Origin of the sequence: Methanocella arvoryzae MRE50 (assembly GCF_000063445.1) — an archaeon.
Lineage (GTDB): Archaea > Halobacteriota > Methanocellia > Methanocellales > Methanocellaceae > Methanocella_A > Methanocella_A arvoryzae.
This window is the reverse complement of record NC_009464.1, coordinates 2,802,208-2,817,564: the sequence shown is the minus strand read 5'-3', so window position 1 is coordinate 2,817,564 and position 15,357 is coordinate 2,802,208. Positions and strand designations below refer to the sequence as shown.

The 15,357-nt window shown below is 54.5% G+C and carries 18 protein-coding genes and 1 tRNA gene; 5 read left to right on the top strand and 14 right to left on the bottom strand.

Going from position 1 to position 15,357, the window contains the following annotated elements:
• Positions 1 to 25 precede the first annotated feature (25 nt).
• Complete coding sequence (locus RCI_RS13765; protein ID WP_012037060.1) at positions 26 to 259, bottom strand: hypothetical protein; 234 nt, start codon at positions 257 to 259, stop codon at positions 26 to 28.
• A 239-nt stretch (positions 260 to 498) separates the two neighbouring features.
• Between RCI_RS13765 and RCI_RS13760 the strand changes: the two genes are divergently transcribed.
• Positions 499 to 2,556, top strand: coding sequence for a HEAT repeat domain-containing protein (locus RCI_RS13760; RefSeq protein WP_012037059.1), 2,058 nt, complete (start codon positions 499 to 501; stop codon positions 2,554 to 2,556).
• Positions 2,557 to 2,592: 36 nt separating this feature from the next.
• Here RCI_RS13760 and RCI_RS13755 read toward each other — a convergent pair whose 3' ends face one another.
• Both RCI_RS13755 and RCI_RS17215 read right to left on the bottom strand, forming a co-directional pair.
• A complete protein-coding gene (locus RCI_RS13755) occupies positions 2,593 to 3,153 on the bottom strand; it encodes a hypothetical protein (protein ID WP_012037058.1) in 561 nt (186 codons plus the stop codon).
• Positions 3,154 to 3,338: 185 nt separating this feature from the next.
• Positions 3,339 to 3,491, bottom strand: coding sequence for a hypothetical protein (locus tag RCI_RS17215; RefSeq protein WP_173363050.1), 153 nt, complete (start codon positions 3,489 to 3,491; stop codon positions 3,339 to 3,341).
• Between the two features lie 309 nt (positions 3,492 to 3,800).
• Between RCI_RS17215 and RCI_RS13745 the strand changes: the two genes are divergently transcribed.
• The 3 genes from RCI_RS13745 (at position 3,801) to RCI_RS13735 (ending at position 6,433) form a co-directional block, all read left to right on the top strand.
• Positions 3,801 to 4,655, top strand: a complete 855-nt coding sequence (locus RCI_RS13745; RefSeq protein ID WP_231844857.1) for a hypothetical protein — start codon at positions 3,801 to 3,803, stop codon at positions 4,653 to 4,655.
• Between the two features lie 382 nt (positions 4,656 to 5,037).
• The gene (locus tag RCI_RS13740) at positions 5,038 to 5,865 is read left to right on the top strand and encodes a hypothetical protein (RefSeq protein WP_231844856.1); all 828 of its coding nucleotides are present in this window, start codon (positions 5,038 to 5,040) and stop codon (positions 5,863 to 5,865) included.
• A 178-nt stretch (positions 5,866 to 6,043) separates the two neighbouring features.
• Positions 6,044 to 6,433, top strand: a complete 390-nt coding sequence (locus RCI_RS13735; RefSeq protein ID WP_012037055.1) for a hypothetical protein — start codon at positions 6,044 to 6,046, stop codon at positions 6,431 to 6,433.
• Positions 6,434 to 6,629: 196 nt separating this feature from the next.
• Here the strand turns inward: RCI_RS13735 and RCI_RS13730 are convergent, their stop codons facing one another.
• Both RCI_RS13730 and RCI_RS13725 read right to left on the bottom strand, forming a co-directional pair.
• Complete coding sequence (locus RCI_RS13730; protein WP_012037054.1) at positions 6,630 to 7,160, bottom strand: hypothetical protein; 531 nt, start codon at positions 7,158 to 7,160, stop codon at positions 6,630 to 6,632.
• Positions 7,161 to 7,278: 118 nt separating this feature from the next.
• Positions 7,279 to 7,364: transfer RNA gene (locus tag RCI_RS13725), tRNA-Ser, on the bottom strand.
• Between the two features lie 134 nt (positions 7,365 to 7,498).
• On the opposite strand from RCI_RS13725, the gene RCI_RS13720 reads away from it, so the two are divergent.
• Positions 7,499 to 7,927, top strand: coding sequence for an NUDIX hydrolase (locus tag RCI_RS13720; protein WP_231844855.1), 429 nt, complete (start codon positions 7,499 to 7,501; stop codon positions 7,925 to 7,927).
• Positions 7,928 to 8,019: 92 nt separating this feature from the next.
• On the opposite strand, the gene RCI_RS13715 is transcribed toward RCI_RS13720, so the two are convergent.
• The 9 genes from RCI_RS13715 to RCI_RS13680 form a co-directional block, all read right to left on the bottom strand.
• Positions 8,020 to 8,253 (bottom strand): hypothetical protein, encoded by a 234-nt coding sequence (locus RCI_RS13715; protein ID WP_048199402.1) that lies wholly within the window; start codon positions 8,251 to 8,253, stop codon positions 8,020 to 8,022.
• A 30-nt stretch (positions 8,254 to 8,283) separates the two neighbouring features.
• Complete coding sequence (locus RCI_RS17110; protein WP_158308929.1) at positions 8,284 to 8,439, bottom strand: hypothetical protein; 156 nt, start codon at positions 8,437 to 8,439, stop codon at positions 8,284 to 8,286.
• A gap of 148 nt (positions 8,440 to 8,587) precedes the next feature.
• Entirely contained in the window at positions 8,588 to 9,583 is a 996-nt protein-coding gene (locus RCI_RS13710; RefSeq protein WP_012037051.1) for a hypothetical protein, read from the bottom strand.
• A 1-nt stretch (position 9,584) separates the two neighbouring features.
• On the bottom strand, positions 9,585 to 11,207 hold the full coding sequence (flaJ, locus tag RCI_RS13705) for an archaellar assembly protein FlaJ (protein ID WP_158308928.1): 1,623 nt from the start codon (positions 11,205 to 11,207) through the stop codon (positions 9,585 to 9,587).
• A gap of 2 nt (positions 11,208 to 11,209) precedes the next feature.
• On the bottom strand, positions 11,210 to 12,988 hold the full coding sequence (locus tag RCI_RS13700) for a type II/IV secretion system ATPase subunit (RefSeq protein ID WP_012037049.1): 1,779 nt from the start codon (positions 12,986 to 12,988) through the stop codon (positions 11,210 to 11,212).
• A 40-nt stretch (positions 12,989 to 13,028) separates the two neighbouring features.
• Positions 13,029 to 13,769 (bottom strand): ATPase domain-containing protein, encoded by a 741-nt coding sequence (locus RCI_RS13695; RefSeq protein ID WP_012037048.1) that lies wholly within the window; start codon positions 13,767 to 13,769, stop codon positions 13,029 to 13,031.
• A gap of 12 nt (positions 13,770 to 13,781) precedes the next feature.
• On the bottom strand, positions 13,782 to 14,306 hold the full coding sequence (locus tag RCI_RS16005) for a flagellin (RefSeq protein ID WP_012037047.1): 525 nt from the start codon (positions 14,304 to 14,306) through the stop codon (positions 13,782 to 13,784).
• 4 nt (positions 14,307 to 14,310) lie between these two features.
• Complete coding sequence (locus tag RCI_RS13685) at positions 14,311 to 14,850, bottom strand: hypothetical protein (RefSeq protein ID WP_012037046.1); 540 nt, start codon at positions 14,848 to 14,850, stop codon at positions 14,311 to 14,313.
• Between the two features lie 9 nt (positions 14,851 to 14,859).
• Entirely contained in the window at positions 14,860 to 15,354 is a 495-nt protein-coding gene (locus RCI_RS13680; protein ID WP_012037045.1) for a hypothetical protein, read from the bottom strand.
• Positions 15,355 to 15,357 lie beyond the last annotated feature (3 nt).

The following is a 15,357-nucleotide window of genomic DNA, read 5'->3' as shown; positions in this document are numbered from 1 at the left end:
ATTAGAGAATTAAGTATAAAAAGGCTCAGTTCATGAAAGACATGAGCATCGTGTCGTCGATCACGTCGATATAGCGAGCCTGAGTAGCGGAGACGTACAGGTAATTCTCCCCGACCGGGATCTTGATGTCATTGGGCTTGGGGCGCTTGATCGCCGTCGGCAGCAGGATGGCACCCCCGCAGGATGTGCAGACCCGGTAATCCCGCTTCTGGTTTTTGATGAGCTGAATAATTGATTCGCTGATCTGGAACTCTTTCACTTAAAATCACCATTTTTGGGTTATAAGTCAATACTGCTTCTCCAAAATAAACTTAACGCAGGCCAGAGCTACCTGTATAATTGCCTGTCATATATACTGACCTGTATATAGCCCGCCAGGAGCATAATAAACGAAAAGATGCGCCTGTATACCGGTTTTCGCCTTTTCCGGGGTACGAGTAAATATTAATACATTGAAGGGCGATTTATCGACATATATACTCGCAGAGTGGTGATGAAGTGGTCGAATATCCAAGTGCAAGCTGGAACCAGCAGAGAATGCAGGAAGCGCTGAAGAGCCCCGAGTTAACGGTCAAGATGAGCGCGCTCCGCGTGCTCCAGGAGGTGCCTAAAGACGAGTACGTCCAGGCTCTCATGAATTCGCTAGAAGACCCTGACCGGCTGGTGCGCATCAACGCGGCCATCGCCCTGGGCAAGATCAGAAACCCGCAGGCGACCATTCCGCTCATCCGCCACGCCGTCACCGATCCAGACCGGGAGGTCCAGTCGTACGCCCTGTGGGCATTCAGGCAGATCGACTATTCGATGGCATCCCAGCAGCTGATCGAGCTGCTCACCACCAGCGACAATCATCCCATGATCCGGTTCGCCGCCAACGAGATCCGCCAGAAGAGCGACGTCAAGGCGATCGAAGGGATCATCCAGCGGTTCCACAGCCGGGAAGCTTACGCAGCCTACGACCTGGACGTAAGGGCCTCGGGCGCGCTGTACGAGATAGGCAACATTACTGTCGAGCCGCTGGTCAAGTGCCTGGACAGCGAAGACGTCCGGGTGCAGGTCAACGCGATCTATACGCTGGGCAAGATCGGCGACAACCGTGCCGTCCTGCCCCTGATCAGCCACATCCAGAACGCGGGCATCGAAGTCCGCTCACGTATCAGTGACGCTCTCATCAAGATCGGCGATTCCGCAGTGCCCGACCTGATCAAGCTGCTCGAGCACAACGACCGGGACATCAAGTGGATCGCCGCATATACGCTGGGCAAGATCGGCCCCGCTGCAGAGCCTGCCCTGATCGCCGCCCTGCAAGCCCGGGGAGATAAGCCGTCCGAAGACATCATCTACGCCTTAGGCACGGCTGGCACGGCAGACTCCTTTAGCCTCATCCATAAGATTTACCAAAATACAAAGGACGACAGCGTCAAGGCATGGTCCACCATCAGTCTCTCAAACCTGATCGCCCGCAACTATGACAGCCTGGACAGCCCTGAGATGGCGGAAGAATTCCTGGACTCTCTTGGTGAACAGCTCAAGCCCCACATGACCCTCGATAGTGAGGCGCTGCTGAGGCTGGGAAAAATCTACGTGATCCGGGCGCTCCGGTCGGAAACGCCGGATAAGCTGAGCCAGAACATTACAATAGCAGTCAAGTGTTTCGACCTGTCGATCATCGAGGGCGAGACCGTCCTGGCCAAGGCCTACCGGCTGTTCTACGGCTCCTATCTGAAGCTGATGACATCCAGGTCTGCGGAAATCATGGGCTACGTAGAAAGGGACTTCACAGACCTCAAGAAAGACGCTGAGAAGACCGATAACAAGAAAGAGATCATGATCGTCATCGGGGATGTCCTCGCAGTCCTCAGGAAGGCTTACGCCGACCGCAGCTACAATTTCACCGGGCTGTTCGCGGAGTACGTGGACACTTGCGTGACTATCGAGCGGTTTATCCCGCTGGACGAAGGGCCGAAGGAGGAGGCGAAGAAGCTCAGCCAGAAGGAGATCGCCAAACTCCACACGGACATAGAGATCGTGCAGAAGAAGATCGGCACCCTCATCGACCAGTTCGGAGCCTCGGCCGATACAGAGTCGGCTGCGCAGGCGCTGCGCCTGTCGACTGAGCTGGCCAAGATGGACACGGGCACCTACAACGACTTCAGGGTCGTCGAGTCCTGCCTGAAGACCATCGTCAACCACATGAAAGTGCCCGCGGAGGAAAAATCCGACCTGCACTTCAAGATCCTGATGATCTCGAAGAACGGCCTGTCCCAGGTAGAGGCTGTAATCGACCAGATCTCGAAGAGCCTGAATGTCAAGCCGTCGGCCGAAGAGGAACAGAAAGGTGCGATAGAGACCAAAGCTACCGAAGCAGCGACAGAAGATAAGGAGGTAAATAAAAAGACCAGCATCTTAGAGTACGTTGCCATCGTTATTCTGGTGCTCCTCATAGCCGCGGTACTGCTCTTAGCCCTGAACAAGTTCGGCTACATAGACCTGCCGTACACATTCCCCATCAGCTGGCTCAACAGGGATATCGCAACGCTGTTCTTGAACGCGTAAAAAGAATGGCTGAGCCTTGACAAAAGGCTCACCCGTCTACTTTTTTCTGAGAAGATAAACAGAGATTAACCCGATGCCGGCCAGCGCAGCTTCAATTCCCATCCCTGGGGCCGGTGTTGGCGGAGAAGCCGGTGTGGCGGTGGCGGAGGGCGTGGCTGTTGGCAGCGGGGTGACAGCCGCAGTTGCAGACGGAGCTATCGTCGGCGTATCAGTCCAGTTCCTGGGCGGTATCGCCACGTTTGCCGTCGTAGTGCCTTTATCTACAGTAGCGATGGCAAACCAGCTGTTATTATTGTGCACCGCCTCGATGTAGTACTTGCCTTCCGGCACCCGGGTAAAGGTATAGGTGCCGGGCGCAGCCGCCTGTTCGTCCCACTGCACGTACTGGGGATTATCCGGCAGCTCCACCATTTCGCCTTTTCCGCCGGCAGCCTCGTCATAGTAGTACAGAGTGACGACAGCCCCTGAGATATTACCGAGATTCACCTGTGCAGGAACAGGCTCAGGGGATACAGTCTGGGCATAAGCCGGCACTACGAATGCTGCTATGGTAATAACGAGCGATATCAGCAGAGTAAGAACGGTCTTTTTATGCAAGGGCAGTCCCCTTAGAAACCCGCGATGGACTGAGATATATATTTTCTCGTACTCTACTGGCAGGCGTGTTGCCAGGAAAAAGACTACAGGAAAAAATGATCCGAGTTACTGCCAGGTACTATCGCAGGGACGCCGGAGATCTACCCGGTCCCGGCGATAGCCCTGTGTAAGCGAATATAAAACGCTTACATCGGGTATACAGAACTGGTAACGTCCTTATCGCAGACGCACTCTTTAGGTTCCCTGTGGCACCCGGAGCACTGGTTCTCGATTACCGAGGCACCGCAAGTCTGGCATGCTGTCGTATCGCAGGATTCACCTTTCTTCTCTTCCTCCATGATTAATGCACCACAGGTGAATTTATTCCCGGCATATTTAACGTTGAGCGCGCCTTTAAGCGGGCTGAAAGCCCGTAACATCGTGAATACGAGTTTTTGCTGTGCTGCTGAAGGAGCATACCGCCTGGATTGTAAAGCAGATACGGCAATGCCTGAATCTATTTCAACACCGTAGCCTGGCTTTTCGCACCTCTTCGCGGATAAACGACCAGGATAGTACCTAAAACTGTATTAATTTTTAATAATACGGAGGCGGAACTGATCGGTGAGGTTGAGGAGGGTATAGAGGGTATGATCTGGAGAAAGTGTTTGTTAGCTTTGCTTATAATTGCAATTCTGCTGGCCGGCACCGTGCAGGTTGCCGCCTGGAAGGCGGCAAAGACGAAGTGGGTAATCGGTGACATCGTTTACGGCAACGAGGTCGTTCTGCAGAAACCTAGCCAGACGCTCTTTCACCAGCAGACGCTGGCGACAAGCGATACCGAAGCCATTGCGATCGCGTTTCCAGCAGCATTGAGTATAACAGGCGTGGCTCCGGCTTTCCAGGCAGGGCTGACAATCACCCAGACATCGGACGCGGCCATCCTCGCTACTGATACAGGCTTTTACACCGCCAACTGGTGCTTCAACTGCTTCTCCAATAATGGCGGATGGGCAGTCGGCGACATCGCGGCCATGAGCCCGATCAGATCAGCCTCCATGGTCGGATCAGGCCTGATCTGGCCATATATGAACACGCCAGACCCCACGGCCGGTTACACAGTCATGAGATTCAAGCCGTACATCAACTCGTCCGAAAGCCCCGGCAACATCAGCATATCGCCGGGTGCCGGCCTGATCAATAATACAGTCGATAATGCTACTAGCCCCACTGTAGTAGGTACCAATAACTCAACTGCGGCCTGGAAGAGTAAAGAGCCGATCAACTACAAGACAGCCACGAAAGAGCAGATCAGGAACGCATCCGGGCTAGAAAGGATGTGGAGAAACGCCAATCTGGCTAACACGGTCCCCAAGTCCTATAATGGTTCGGTAGAACGGCCCACCTGGATCAACCCCAGCCCGGACGTCCTCAAGATGGCCGACAGGAATAAGGTGCTCAATGACTCTCTGAACATGACCAGACCGGGGGAGAAGGCCCACACACTTTTCTGGGACCTGTAAGATTGGGCTGAACTCTGAACAGCGTATGCCTGAGCCGAACATATCTTGGCGCATAGCACGCACAGATCAGTACCGTCCTCACTCTTGCTGGCTCAATGGTAGCAGAGAGATAGATGAGCCCGGCAAGCAGTTCAACCTGTACAGGCATAGCGCAATCGGAATAAATTAACATGGCCTACCTGTAAGCCGGTAGTTGTAGATGGCGGCAATTATTTCAAGGGTCTAATTGACTTTTAGCACCAATCTTATCCCTATCGCCCGAAATTCTCCCGGAAACCGTATGAGTTTTTAAGTCAACGGGAACTGACAGATTGATCAGGTTGAGGAGGGTATAGAATAGATGAAATTGAGAAGGGTATTAATAGCTTTGCTTTTCATAGCAATGCTAATTGCTGGCACGACCCAGGCATATGCATGGGGAGCCAGCAACATAAAGTTTGTTATCGGCGACGTCGTTTACGGTAACCAGGCCGGCGTATGGAAAACCAACCAGCAGTTGTTCCACCATCAAACGCTAGCGGCAAGCGATAATGAAGCGTTTGCCATCTCGTTCCCCGACGTCAGCACCGAAAATAAGATTGGCGCTCTGGCACTGGCAGGCCCGACCATCGCCCAGACATCCGATGCGGCAGTAGTAAGCACGGATACAGGATTTTTCCAGGCCAACTGGTGCTTCAATGATTTCACCAACAATGGAGGGTTTATTGTCGGAGCTGCCGGAGGAATGATCCCGCCCATATCCGGGCCCATGCTCGGGTCAGGCTTGATCTGGCCGTACATGATCTCCCCTGAAGAGGTAGCGGGACCCACGACCATGAGATTCAAGCCTTATACGAACTCATCTTCAGGCCTGGGCAATGTGACAATCTCGCCGGAATCGGGCATGATCAATAACACAGTGGCGAATACCTCTGCCCCCGGGGCAGCCGTTGCCAACAATACTACCGCCGGGAGCAGTAAAAAACCTTTGAACTACAAGACCGCCACTAAAGATGAAATCCAGAGTGCCTCCGGGATGGAGAAGCTGTATAGAAACGCCAAGGTGAAAAGCCCCTTACCGCAGTCATACAAGGGTACTATAGAGCGGCCCACCTGGATCAACCCGAATTCCAGCGTCATAAAAATGACTAACCAGAGTAAAGCGATCTCTGATTCGATGAAGATGACGAATCCGGGCACGAAACTTCACACGCTGCACTGGCGACTGTGAATAATCAGGGTTAGAAAGGTGAACTTGAACGTGGATGTATCTGGCACCGGATCGCCGACGATCTGGTGCCCGGCCGTCCGGCAGAGCCGATTTTTCCTGCATTAACGACGCCTAAGGCGCTCTTTTAATCGATAAATTATTAGAATAAATTCGTCGTGAACCTGATTGGAGGGATTGGGTGAGAAAGATCATATCATATGGGGCATTAATACTCACGTTTCTGGCCATCGTAGCGACTGGCACAGCCGGAGCCTTACTCGGCGGCACAGCCTTTGGCTTCCCGAAGATGGTGCAGTCGGGCACGACCACGGCTTTCAACCAGGATTTCGCGCAGGCCTTCAACAATGAAGCGGTGAACGTCGGCTTGCTTGGTGCAAGCTCCGGTTTCGGCGGCTTCCCGGGCGTTTCTCAGTCTGCCGTCCAGGGCCAGACCTTAAGGCACGTTGACTTCGAGCAGACCACTCAGACCGCTTCGTTAGCATACCCGCTGGTCGATACAGGACTGGGCTTCGCCGGCTTCGGCATGGGCGGCTTCGGCAGCGGCTTCGGTTTCGGCGGCTTCTGCTAAGTCTGACGTCAGGATCAGGATTATCAAAGCCAGCCCGGACTTTGTCCGGCTTAAGCGCGGGCTGAGCCTGTGCTCTATATCCTCTGGCCAAAAAAGATACGCTCTCCGGACGGGGCTTTTAGTAGATGGTGGAACCTTACTCGGCTTACGATAAGCGACCGTCCGGAGGCCAGAAGAGCAAAAGGGGAAGCGAGCGTTAAACGCCTTTATTATTATCATCGTTTACTGACCACCACACCAGTAAACCTCCGGCAATCGATAACACGACTCCCGGCAGAGTGGTGATTGCCATGATCAGGAGGTAGACGGGCAGAAACGGGGGCTCTGTCGGATACGGCCCTGAGCCGATGCGATCATTGTAGTACTGCTGTGTACTGTTAAAGTACGACAGCAGCAAGAACAAGTCGATGGCTGCCAGCGGTATCGAAGCTGCGAGCAAAGGCGCATACAGCCCTTTGATCAGCGAGACGCCCGAAGGCCGGGATAGTAGCGCAGCAAGGATGCCGCAGAGCAGAATAGTGACCGCGAAAAACAATAAAAACAGGCCTGCAGTGTCGAGAGCCGAGTAGTAATGGCCTCCAGGCCCCTGCAGTTCGTACAGCTTCCACGACATCCTGGACAAGCTCAAATCGATCGAACTGATAATTGTAAATGCGTACCAGATCAGGGCTAAAGTGGCCATACCGACGATGATCGAGATGACGGGCCAGCCCTTGCGCATAGACATAACAATAGCTTAAGATAGTATCCATATAAATAGTATATGTCATATAGTCCGGTGACTACGATATCGTAGACTATCTGTATGATAAACGCAGGAAACAAAACTAGTTTTAAAATAACAGCGCTGAGGGAGGGATTCGAACCCGCGCGAGACTTGCGCCTCAACAGCTCTCAAGGCTGCCGCCGTAGTCCACTTGGCTACCTCAGCATAAAAGATGTGCTCTTGCGAATCTTACATATGACGCGGACTGTATAAAGGTTTCGATGTCCAGCCAGCGGCAGCACAGAAATCACGTGGAAGCCTGAAAACTATATATGGGCGTCAGCCCATATGCTCTTAGCGTGACAACGCAACGTTTTGTAGTCGGCTGCGGCGCTGTCATCGTCAACCGCAGCGGCATGATCCTGATGGTCCGCCAGATGAAAGGCTACTGGGCGGATAAGTGGATCTTCCCTGGCGGCAAGCTGGAGATGGGCGAAACCCTCGAAGCCTGTGCCCACAGGGAAACTTTAGAGGAGACCGCCTGCCGGTTCGAAATCGAAAGACAGGTCGGGGCGTACATCATTTACGATCCGCAAACGCCCTTCGAAAAGCAGGTCGTCCTCATCTACTTCCTCGGCAGGTACACTTCCGGAATACCCACAGTCGGCGACGGTGTCACAGACACAAAGTGGATGACGGCTGAAAAGATAGAGGAGATGGGTGCGAGAGGCGAAGTACCGGCCATACTGATACAAGTCCTCCACGATGCGCTCCAGCTGAAAGCATGAAGGCGCAGGAATAAGAAGTAGTTGCCGCCGAGATATTGAAGAAGTTCTCAGGCTTAGAAAAAGTTAGGAAAATAGTTTGATCACGGTGCTATTTACACCGTGATGATGATTACTTCGGACTTCTGCTTGTTGATGCTGATCTCGCAGGTATTCTGGCCACACTGGGCATGCCAGACGTCGACTACGGAGGCGGCGTCGGTGGACTTCACCCGCTCCAGGGTGCCTTCCTCGAGGCGGCCGATGTTAGCCGAGTGCACGATGTGCTTGATGGTGTGCTCGGGGTTGTTCTTGTAGTCTTTTGCGTTAATGTGCATAACCTTCCTCATGTGTTTCATCTCCATAAGCTTTGATTAGCGTCAGAAACCGGGAGTGCGCGTCAGGACGAGCCTGCACTGCTCGCATTGTGCCTCTGTTACGGTTCGCCTGAGGCGGACGCAGGTCCAGGTCATCGTGCCTTCCAGCACACACAGGGACATCGTTGCCACGTAAGGGCACTGGCAGCGCTCGTTCATCAACTGTGACACCTTCCCTGGCCTGTACGGGGTTGTACAGGCCTCGGTTTTCTAAAGTATCTGCGCATCTACGGCATATACTTTACCGGTGCCATATATTCACGGAACCAGTAGATATATTTTGGCCATACGATCGGGCGTTGACGGACTATGAAGACCGATCGGCCTTCTTTTTCTTGCCGCTCGCCTGGACGTTGACGCTGATCTGGTCCAGGATCACAGTGAGGTCTTTCTCCAGTTCCTCGCAGCTGATAGGTACGCCTTCGAGGTCCTTCATGATCGACGTGTCGATGACTTCCTCCTTGACGGTCTCGGCAGCGATCTCGGAGAGGAGATCGGATGCGGCATCATGGACTTCTCCTGTGAAAGCGTTTTCCGGTGACCCGGACTCTGGGGGCTTAGGCGTCAGTGGCTGCAGGGAGAGATCTGGTTTACGCTCTTCCTTCGGCTTTGCCGGATCCTGCGGTGCAGATGCCATGGCGTCAGGCGGGTTTAAGCCCATGTCTCCGGCCTGTGTGTAGGGGTTCAGGCCTTCCGGGGACTCAGGCGGGGACTGGGCTTCGGGCTTCTTCTCCTGAGCCGGCTGCTGGTTACGCATGCCGGTATCAATTTCCCGCATGGTCTTGCTCTCGGAGAGGGTGCTGAGGTTAGGGATCTTCACGTTGCTGCTGATATCCAGGCCTATGTTCTGGGACTCCCTGAGTACCTGCTCCAGCTGCTCGTCGATGTTCTGTACCTCTTGCTTCGTCTCTTCTCTGACCTTGCCCCGGCTGAAGATGCCCCGGAGCAGATCGGTGATGACTGTAATGAGGTTCGCAGAAGAGTTTGCCTCAGGCTTCTGGACTTCCTGCACGATGACGTTCTCCTCCGGCTCGAAAGAGAGGCCGTCGAGATCTTCGATCTCGGGGAGGGACAGATCGTCAGTTCCGGGCGTGCCAGCACTTCCGGCATCCGGTTCAATAGTCTCTGTCTCTGCTTCTTCGGCGGCCTGCTGGTCGTGACCACGGTTTAGCACGGGCAGCAGCAGTCCGTCGGAAGCATCAGAGTCCTTCTTGACGGTCAGCCGGATAGCTACGACTATTATCACTATGGCGAGGGATAAACCCACGAGTAGGATTAAGAGCATGTTGCCTTCTAGTTCCATTTTATAAACCACCTGCCGTTAATGTAGGGAAGTTAAAGATCGACTGAACTAAGACTGGTACGATGATCAGGCACAGGCCTGCAGAGACGCACATGATGGCGCCGTAGTAGCACAATTTATAGTTGTCCCCGCCCACAGCGCATTTCGACGCGAGAGTGTTGACCAGCGTGAGCACGAGCACCATCAGGACCATGTACTGGCTCAGGAGGGTGACGTCCACGTTCTGGAACAGGTTAAAACCCATAGAGGAGATGGATATGCCTCCGCTAACACCCCCAGTGTCCATGAGGTCAGTAGAGCTATAGAGTTTAGAGATCATCGTGGAGAAGATGATCATGATCTCGACGATGAAGATAATTAATGCGGACATGCTGATGTGCAGAGGTATGGCCAGCGAGGTAAAGCTGGACGAGGTCAGGTTGCGTTTCATGCGCAGCAGCACGATCTCGAGGTCCGAGCTGTTGACCAGCTTGCCGATCTTCACCGGGTCGCCGCCCATCTCGACCGAATCGAGGAAGATGTAGGTGAATTTATGGATCAGTTCGCTGCCAGTGCTGCCTACGAACTTTTCCCAGCAAATCTTGGGATCCATGCCCATCATCAGCTGCACATAGACCCGCTGAACCATGGTGTCCAGCGAGCCGATGGACTTCTGGTCCACCTTCTTGATGCCTTCTTTGACTGTCACGCCCATGCCGCCGCACATGGAGCCCAGCATCTTGATGAACTGGGAGAAGTCCCGGTCCCGGCGGTCGATGTTCTTGTCGTCTATCATGCCTATGAAACCGATCGGGGCTATGCACATGCCGAAAACGATCAGGATAAAGCCGATGTTTACATTGAGCATGAAGAGGAGCGCAGACAGAAGGAGACCTCCCGGTATCAGGATGTTCTGCATGTCCTTGATCTGCTTTTGCTCAATGGACAGGTACCTGGCCCGGTGGGTTTTGTACTCTTTGGGAGCCTCAGCATTGATGACGAACACCGCGATGCCGCCTACGCCCCCGGTCAGGAGGACCGTAAGCATGAGCATGGTGAACGGGTCGCCCAGGTTATACAGGATAACGGAGAGGAGCATCGTCACGGCGACGAAGGCCATCGACACAAGCAGCGCTGTGTATGCGTCGGTCCACTTTTTCAGGGACTCGAGGCTCCGCTCGTACTCGTTCTTATAGATCGTCATCATCGTCAGGTATTCGCTTTCGAGGAACTTGGATTCCGGCTCGCCTGAAGACATGGCGTTGGCCAGGCGCATGAGGAAGTCCTTCAGCCGCTTGTTGGCCACGCTTTTTGCGACGATCTGGCAGGCGTACGCGTATTCGTAGTTCCAGTTCTTGGCCAGCATGTAGACCTGCTTGAAATATTTGCTGCAGACGAAGTCTTCTCGCTCCGCGACCCGGCGGAAGATCTCGTCCCTTGCCAGATCGGCGGTCGCGATGGTATTCATGTAGGTAACGGTGTACATCAGGTCGATGTCGATCCGGCCGCTTTCCGCGTAGCTCTGTAAGTAGGTGATAATGGGCCGCAGGATACCTTCGAACGGGAGCGGCTGATGGCCTTTAGCCTTGACAGCCTTCTTGTTCACGGCCTTTGCATTTGCAGCAGCGCTACCGACGTCCTGCACGCTCAGACCTCCATCTTGGTGAGCCCTTTACGCTCCACCTGGGTGATCATGCTGAAAAACTCAGCGTAATCCCGGATGCCGGACTCGCCGATCTTCTTGAGGATCTTGGCCCGCTTCTCCAGTTCGTCGTAGATGAGTTTCGTCCTGGTCTGGGGAATGCCCAGCTTTCTGGCTATTTTCTGCTCCAGCAGGTAGCTGGAGCCATAGGCCTTGAAAGAGTGAGTGTCCGTGACCGGGTCCCACGCGAACGCTTCGACGAAGCTTAAACCTTTGGTCTGCGGGTTATAGCCCACGATCTCGTTGATGGACAGCACGCGTCTGACGATGCGGCCGTCGGGCCTTCTCACTGCGCTCTGGATTATCACCAGGTTGAGGTTGTCCACGTAGGTCTTGGGCACGTTGATCGGATCGCCGGTGAGACGCTGGATGAGCTTTTCTACCGATGCAGCGTGGAACGTCGACAGCACAGGGTGGCCGGTTTGAATGGCCTGGAAGGCGATGGCACCCTCTACTCCTCTGATTTCACCTACGATGATGTAGTTAGGCCTCTGACGCAGCGCTGCCTTCAGCAGGTCGAACATTCCTACGTCCGACATATTCATGCCTTTGCCCGCGCCTCTGGTGATCTCTCTGGTCCAGTTCTTGTGAGGCGCCTGCACTTCGGCCGTGTCTTCGATGGACACAATCTTAGCGTTGGGCGGGATGAAAGCCATCATGGCATTCAGCAGAGTGGTCTTACCGCTGGCAGTTTCTCCGCTGACGAAGGCGCTCATGCCTTCCTGCAGCATGATCCAGAGGTAGGCCGCCATGGTGTAGTCCAGCGAGCCGCCGTCGATCAGGGTGAGCAGGCTGAGGGGCTTGTCGGAGAACTTACGGATGGTGAAGTTGCTGCCCCGCTTGGACACGTCGTCGCCGTACACGATGTTGATACGGCTGCCGTCCGGCAGAGTGGCGTCGACGATGGGGCTGGCGAAGGTAATCGGCTTGCCGATCTTTTCCGACAGCTGCAGGACGAACTTGTTCAGGTCCTTGTTAGTGAACTCCACGGTGGTCTTCAGCCCTTTGAAGACCTTGTGCTCCAGGAAAATCGGGCCATACCCATCACAGGTGATATCTTCGATGTTCGGGTCTTTGATCACTGGCTCAAGCAGGCCCATGCCTACTTTCTCTCGCATAACGTAGTATTCCACAGCCCGGTACTCGTTTTTGGTGAGCGTGACTGTTTTTAAGCCGGCTTTCTCCTTGCTGCCGAACAGGCCGGCGAACGGGAAATTACTCTTCTTCTGCACTGTAGTCGCAGTCTTCTGCTTCTTCTTGTCGTCGATCACGCATATCTTGGCCAGGCACTCCCGGAGAATCTCCTTACGCTCCTCGAGGCTGGTGGGATTGAACTTGGCCACCATATCGACGAGCCGTTCCTCTACTATGGGTAGATACGGGCCGATGTCGACGATGAAGTGCTGCTCTACAGGGATGTAGTAGTTACGCACATCCTTCATGTCCGGATAAATGTGGATATAGATCTCGTCACCCGCCGGGTAGATCAGGTTCGGCGTCTTGAGCTCGCCCAGCTTCCGGTCGAGCTTTGGGTAGATCTTGGGCATGCCAATCTCGTCGATCGGGATCATGTGGAGGTAGTCCAGCAGGTAAGGGTTCTTCTCAGCCTCTCGCTTCCCTTCCTCGGGCAGAATACGGTATATGCCGCACTGGTTCAGGTCTGAGTGGTCGTGATCTACAGGTTTTCTGTTTGCCTCGAACGGCAGTGTGAAGCCTTCCACCATATTTTTCTCCTCCTTTGCTTATGATGCGATACGCCTGAGCCTATACCTGCGCAGACGAGAACGGAATGATTTTCAAGCCGTAGCCCGGGTGTACCTCGAAGCTGATAATGTTACCCGTGGACTTTCTCGCGCCCCGGATCTTGGAGACCTCCATCATGGCTACATATTTGTCGCCCACCTGCTCCAGTCGTAGCTTTATGTGGCCGTCGGCGATAGACCTGATCCGGATCAGGGTATCCTCGTCGAACGCGTACTGGTGCAGAGTGATCAGGATAGTCTTGCCCTCGTCGCAGAGATTCTTGCACTCTGCAAAGAACTTGAAGATGTCATCCTGGGTAGCGCTGATAGTGAACACAGTGAACGAGTCGATGATGATGACCTGGGACTTGCCAGCCTTGATGTGAGTAATGAGCCGCTGCAGGAAATTGCGGGACAGGTCGGCAGCCATCTCCACGCCCTCGACGTGGATGGGATAGATCTTCAGGTAGCCCCACGCGAAGTGATCGGAGATGTCCAGGCTCAGGCTTTCCATCTGGCTCAGGAAGCTTTTGATGGTGTTCTCGGTCGTGTAGATGGAGAAAGTAAAGCCCTGGCTGAGGCCGCCCCAGCAGATCTGCTGGGTCAGGACACTCTTGCCGGTATCGTTCGCGCCTTCTATGAGGTTGAGAGAGTGGATGGGGAGGCCATCGGCCATCTTTTTGTCCATCTCGGTGTTGCCTGTCGAGAGCAGTTCTTTCTTCCTCTCTTTCTCTATAGCCGCAAAATCGGTCAGTTCGGTCATTTTCTCACTCACCTATGTTAGTATGAAGCGCGTAGATGCCGTAACCCCGTCCGGGGCTGCCACCAGTACGGTTCCGGTGCTCGCGGGGAACCCGCTGTCGCTGGCGATCTCTACGTGCAAGGTCTCGCCGGGATCCAGTATCCCGGGGTTGATGACGTCGCCGGTGATCGAGTCTATGCCGGCGTTTCTCCAGTACAGGCCGGTGGTCTGGTCCGGCTGCTGGTGTGGTACCCAGCAGGTGTCTATGACACCATTGCCAGGGTCCGTGAATTTGAGTATTATGTCCATCCGGGGGAGGTCAGTAATTTTTTCACTGCCCACGTTATGCACATCGAACGCGAGCGAGCCGTTCAGATAGCCTGCCGCCCCGTCCAGCTCCAGCGCAGTCTTGAGCTGCTGGTTTTTCAGGTCCCCTGAGTTCTTCAGTGTCGCAGTGGTGAGGTCCGCTGAGTGGGCCATGCCCCCGATAAGGACGTAGCCCGCCGCTATCAGCACGACGATGGAAATGGCAGTAGCAATCACAGGACCGAAACCCATGCTCTCACACCCTGAAATCGAACTGTGTCATAGCAGATACTCCGTTGGGCGCCGCCACCTGTACTACCCCGGTAGCAGAGGGGTGAGATGCGCTCAGTACTGCCCGGACCGTCATCGACTCCCCCGGCAGCAGCAGGACTGTACTCGTAGTGTTCCTCATGGGTGATGCGACACCGGCGCTGTACCACTGGCCTGCGCCGGTAACGGGGCTCTCAGCTGCAGGCACGTACCCGAGCCATATGGCATCCACGTATTGCATGGTGTCCGGATCTACGTACTTCAGGAGCACGTCCATCCCGGAGACGTCGGAGATACTGGCGCTACCTGAATTGGTCAGGTTGAACTCAAGGGTATCTTCGCTCACCCTGGTCACATTGGCCACAGTCAACGCCGTATTTAGCTGCCCGGCCTTTTTATCACTGACCGTGGCAGCTGATGCAGTCGCAGCATTGATCGTGTAGCTCATGCCGGCGAGGATCATGTAGCCGGCCACCAGCAGGATGACGATCGAGAGTCCCGTTGTGATGATGCCACCAAAGCCCATGTTTACCACCTACCAGGAGAAGGTATCCTCCGCGTACACGCCGTTGTCCAGCGCTATCCTGAACTTTGCAGTGCCGGCCGGAAGCGCGCTCCCGTAATCTATGGTCACCTGCAGCGTCTCTACAGGATCCCAGTCCCTGTCGCCATCTCCTCCGAGTATGACGTAATCCCAGTATCGGGAGTCTCCGGACCGTGAGATCCTGGTCGAGACCCCGTTGCCGGGGTACAGGTATATGTCGGTCTGTTCGAGGTCGGACTCCCTGATGACCGTGTCGCCGGTGTTCTTCACCCAGACGACCAGAGTGAAGTGGCCTTCTGCATCAGTACCGGGGTACTCCGTCAGCACTTTCAGGTCTGTCTTCATCCGGTCAACTGTAACACTGTTCATGGACAGGATAGATCCCGAAGCACTGTATAGTGCCGGATAGATGGCGTTCAGCAGCACTACTGCCGCGATGATGGTCGCCACCGTCAGGATTGTCGTGCTGATGGTCTCTTCTGCCATGGT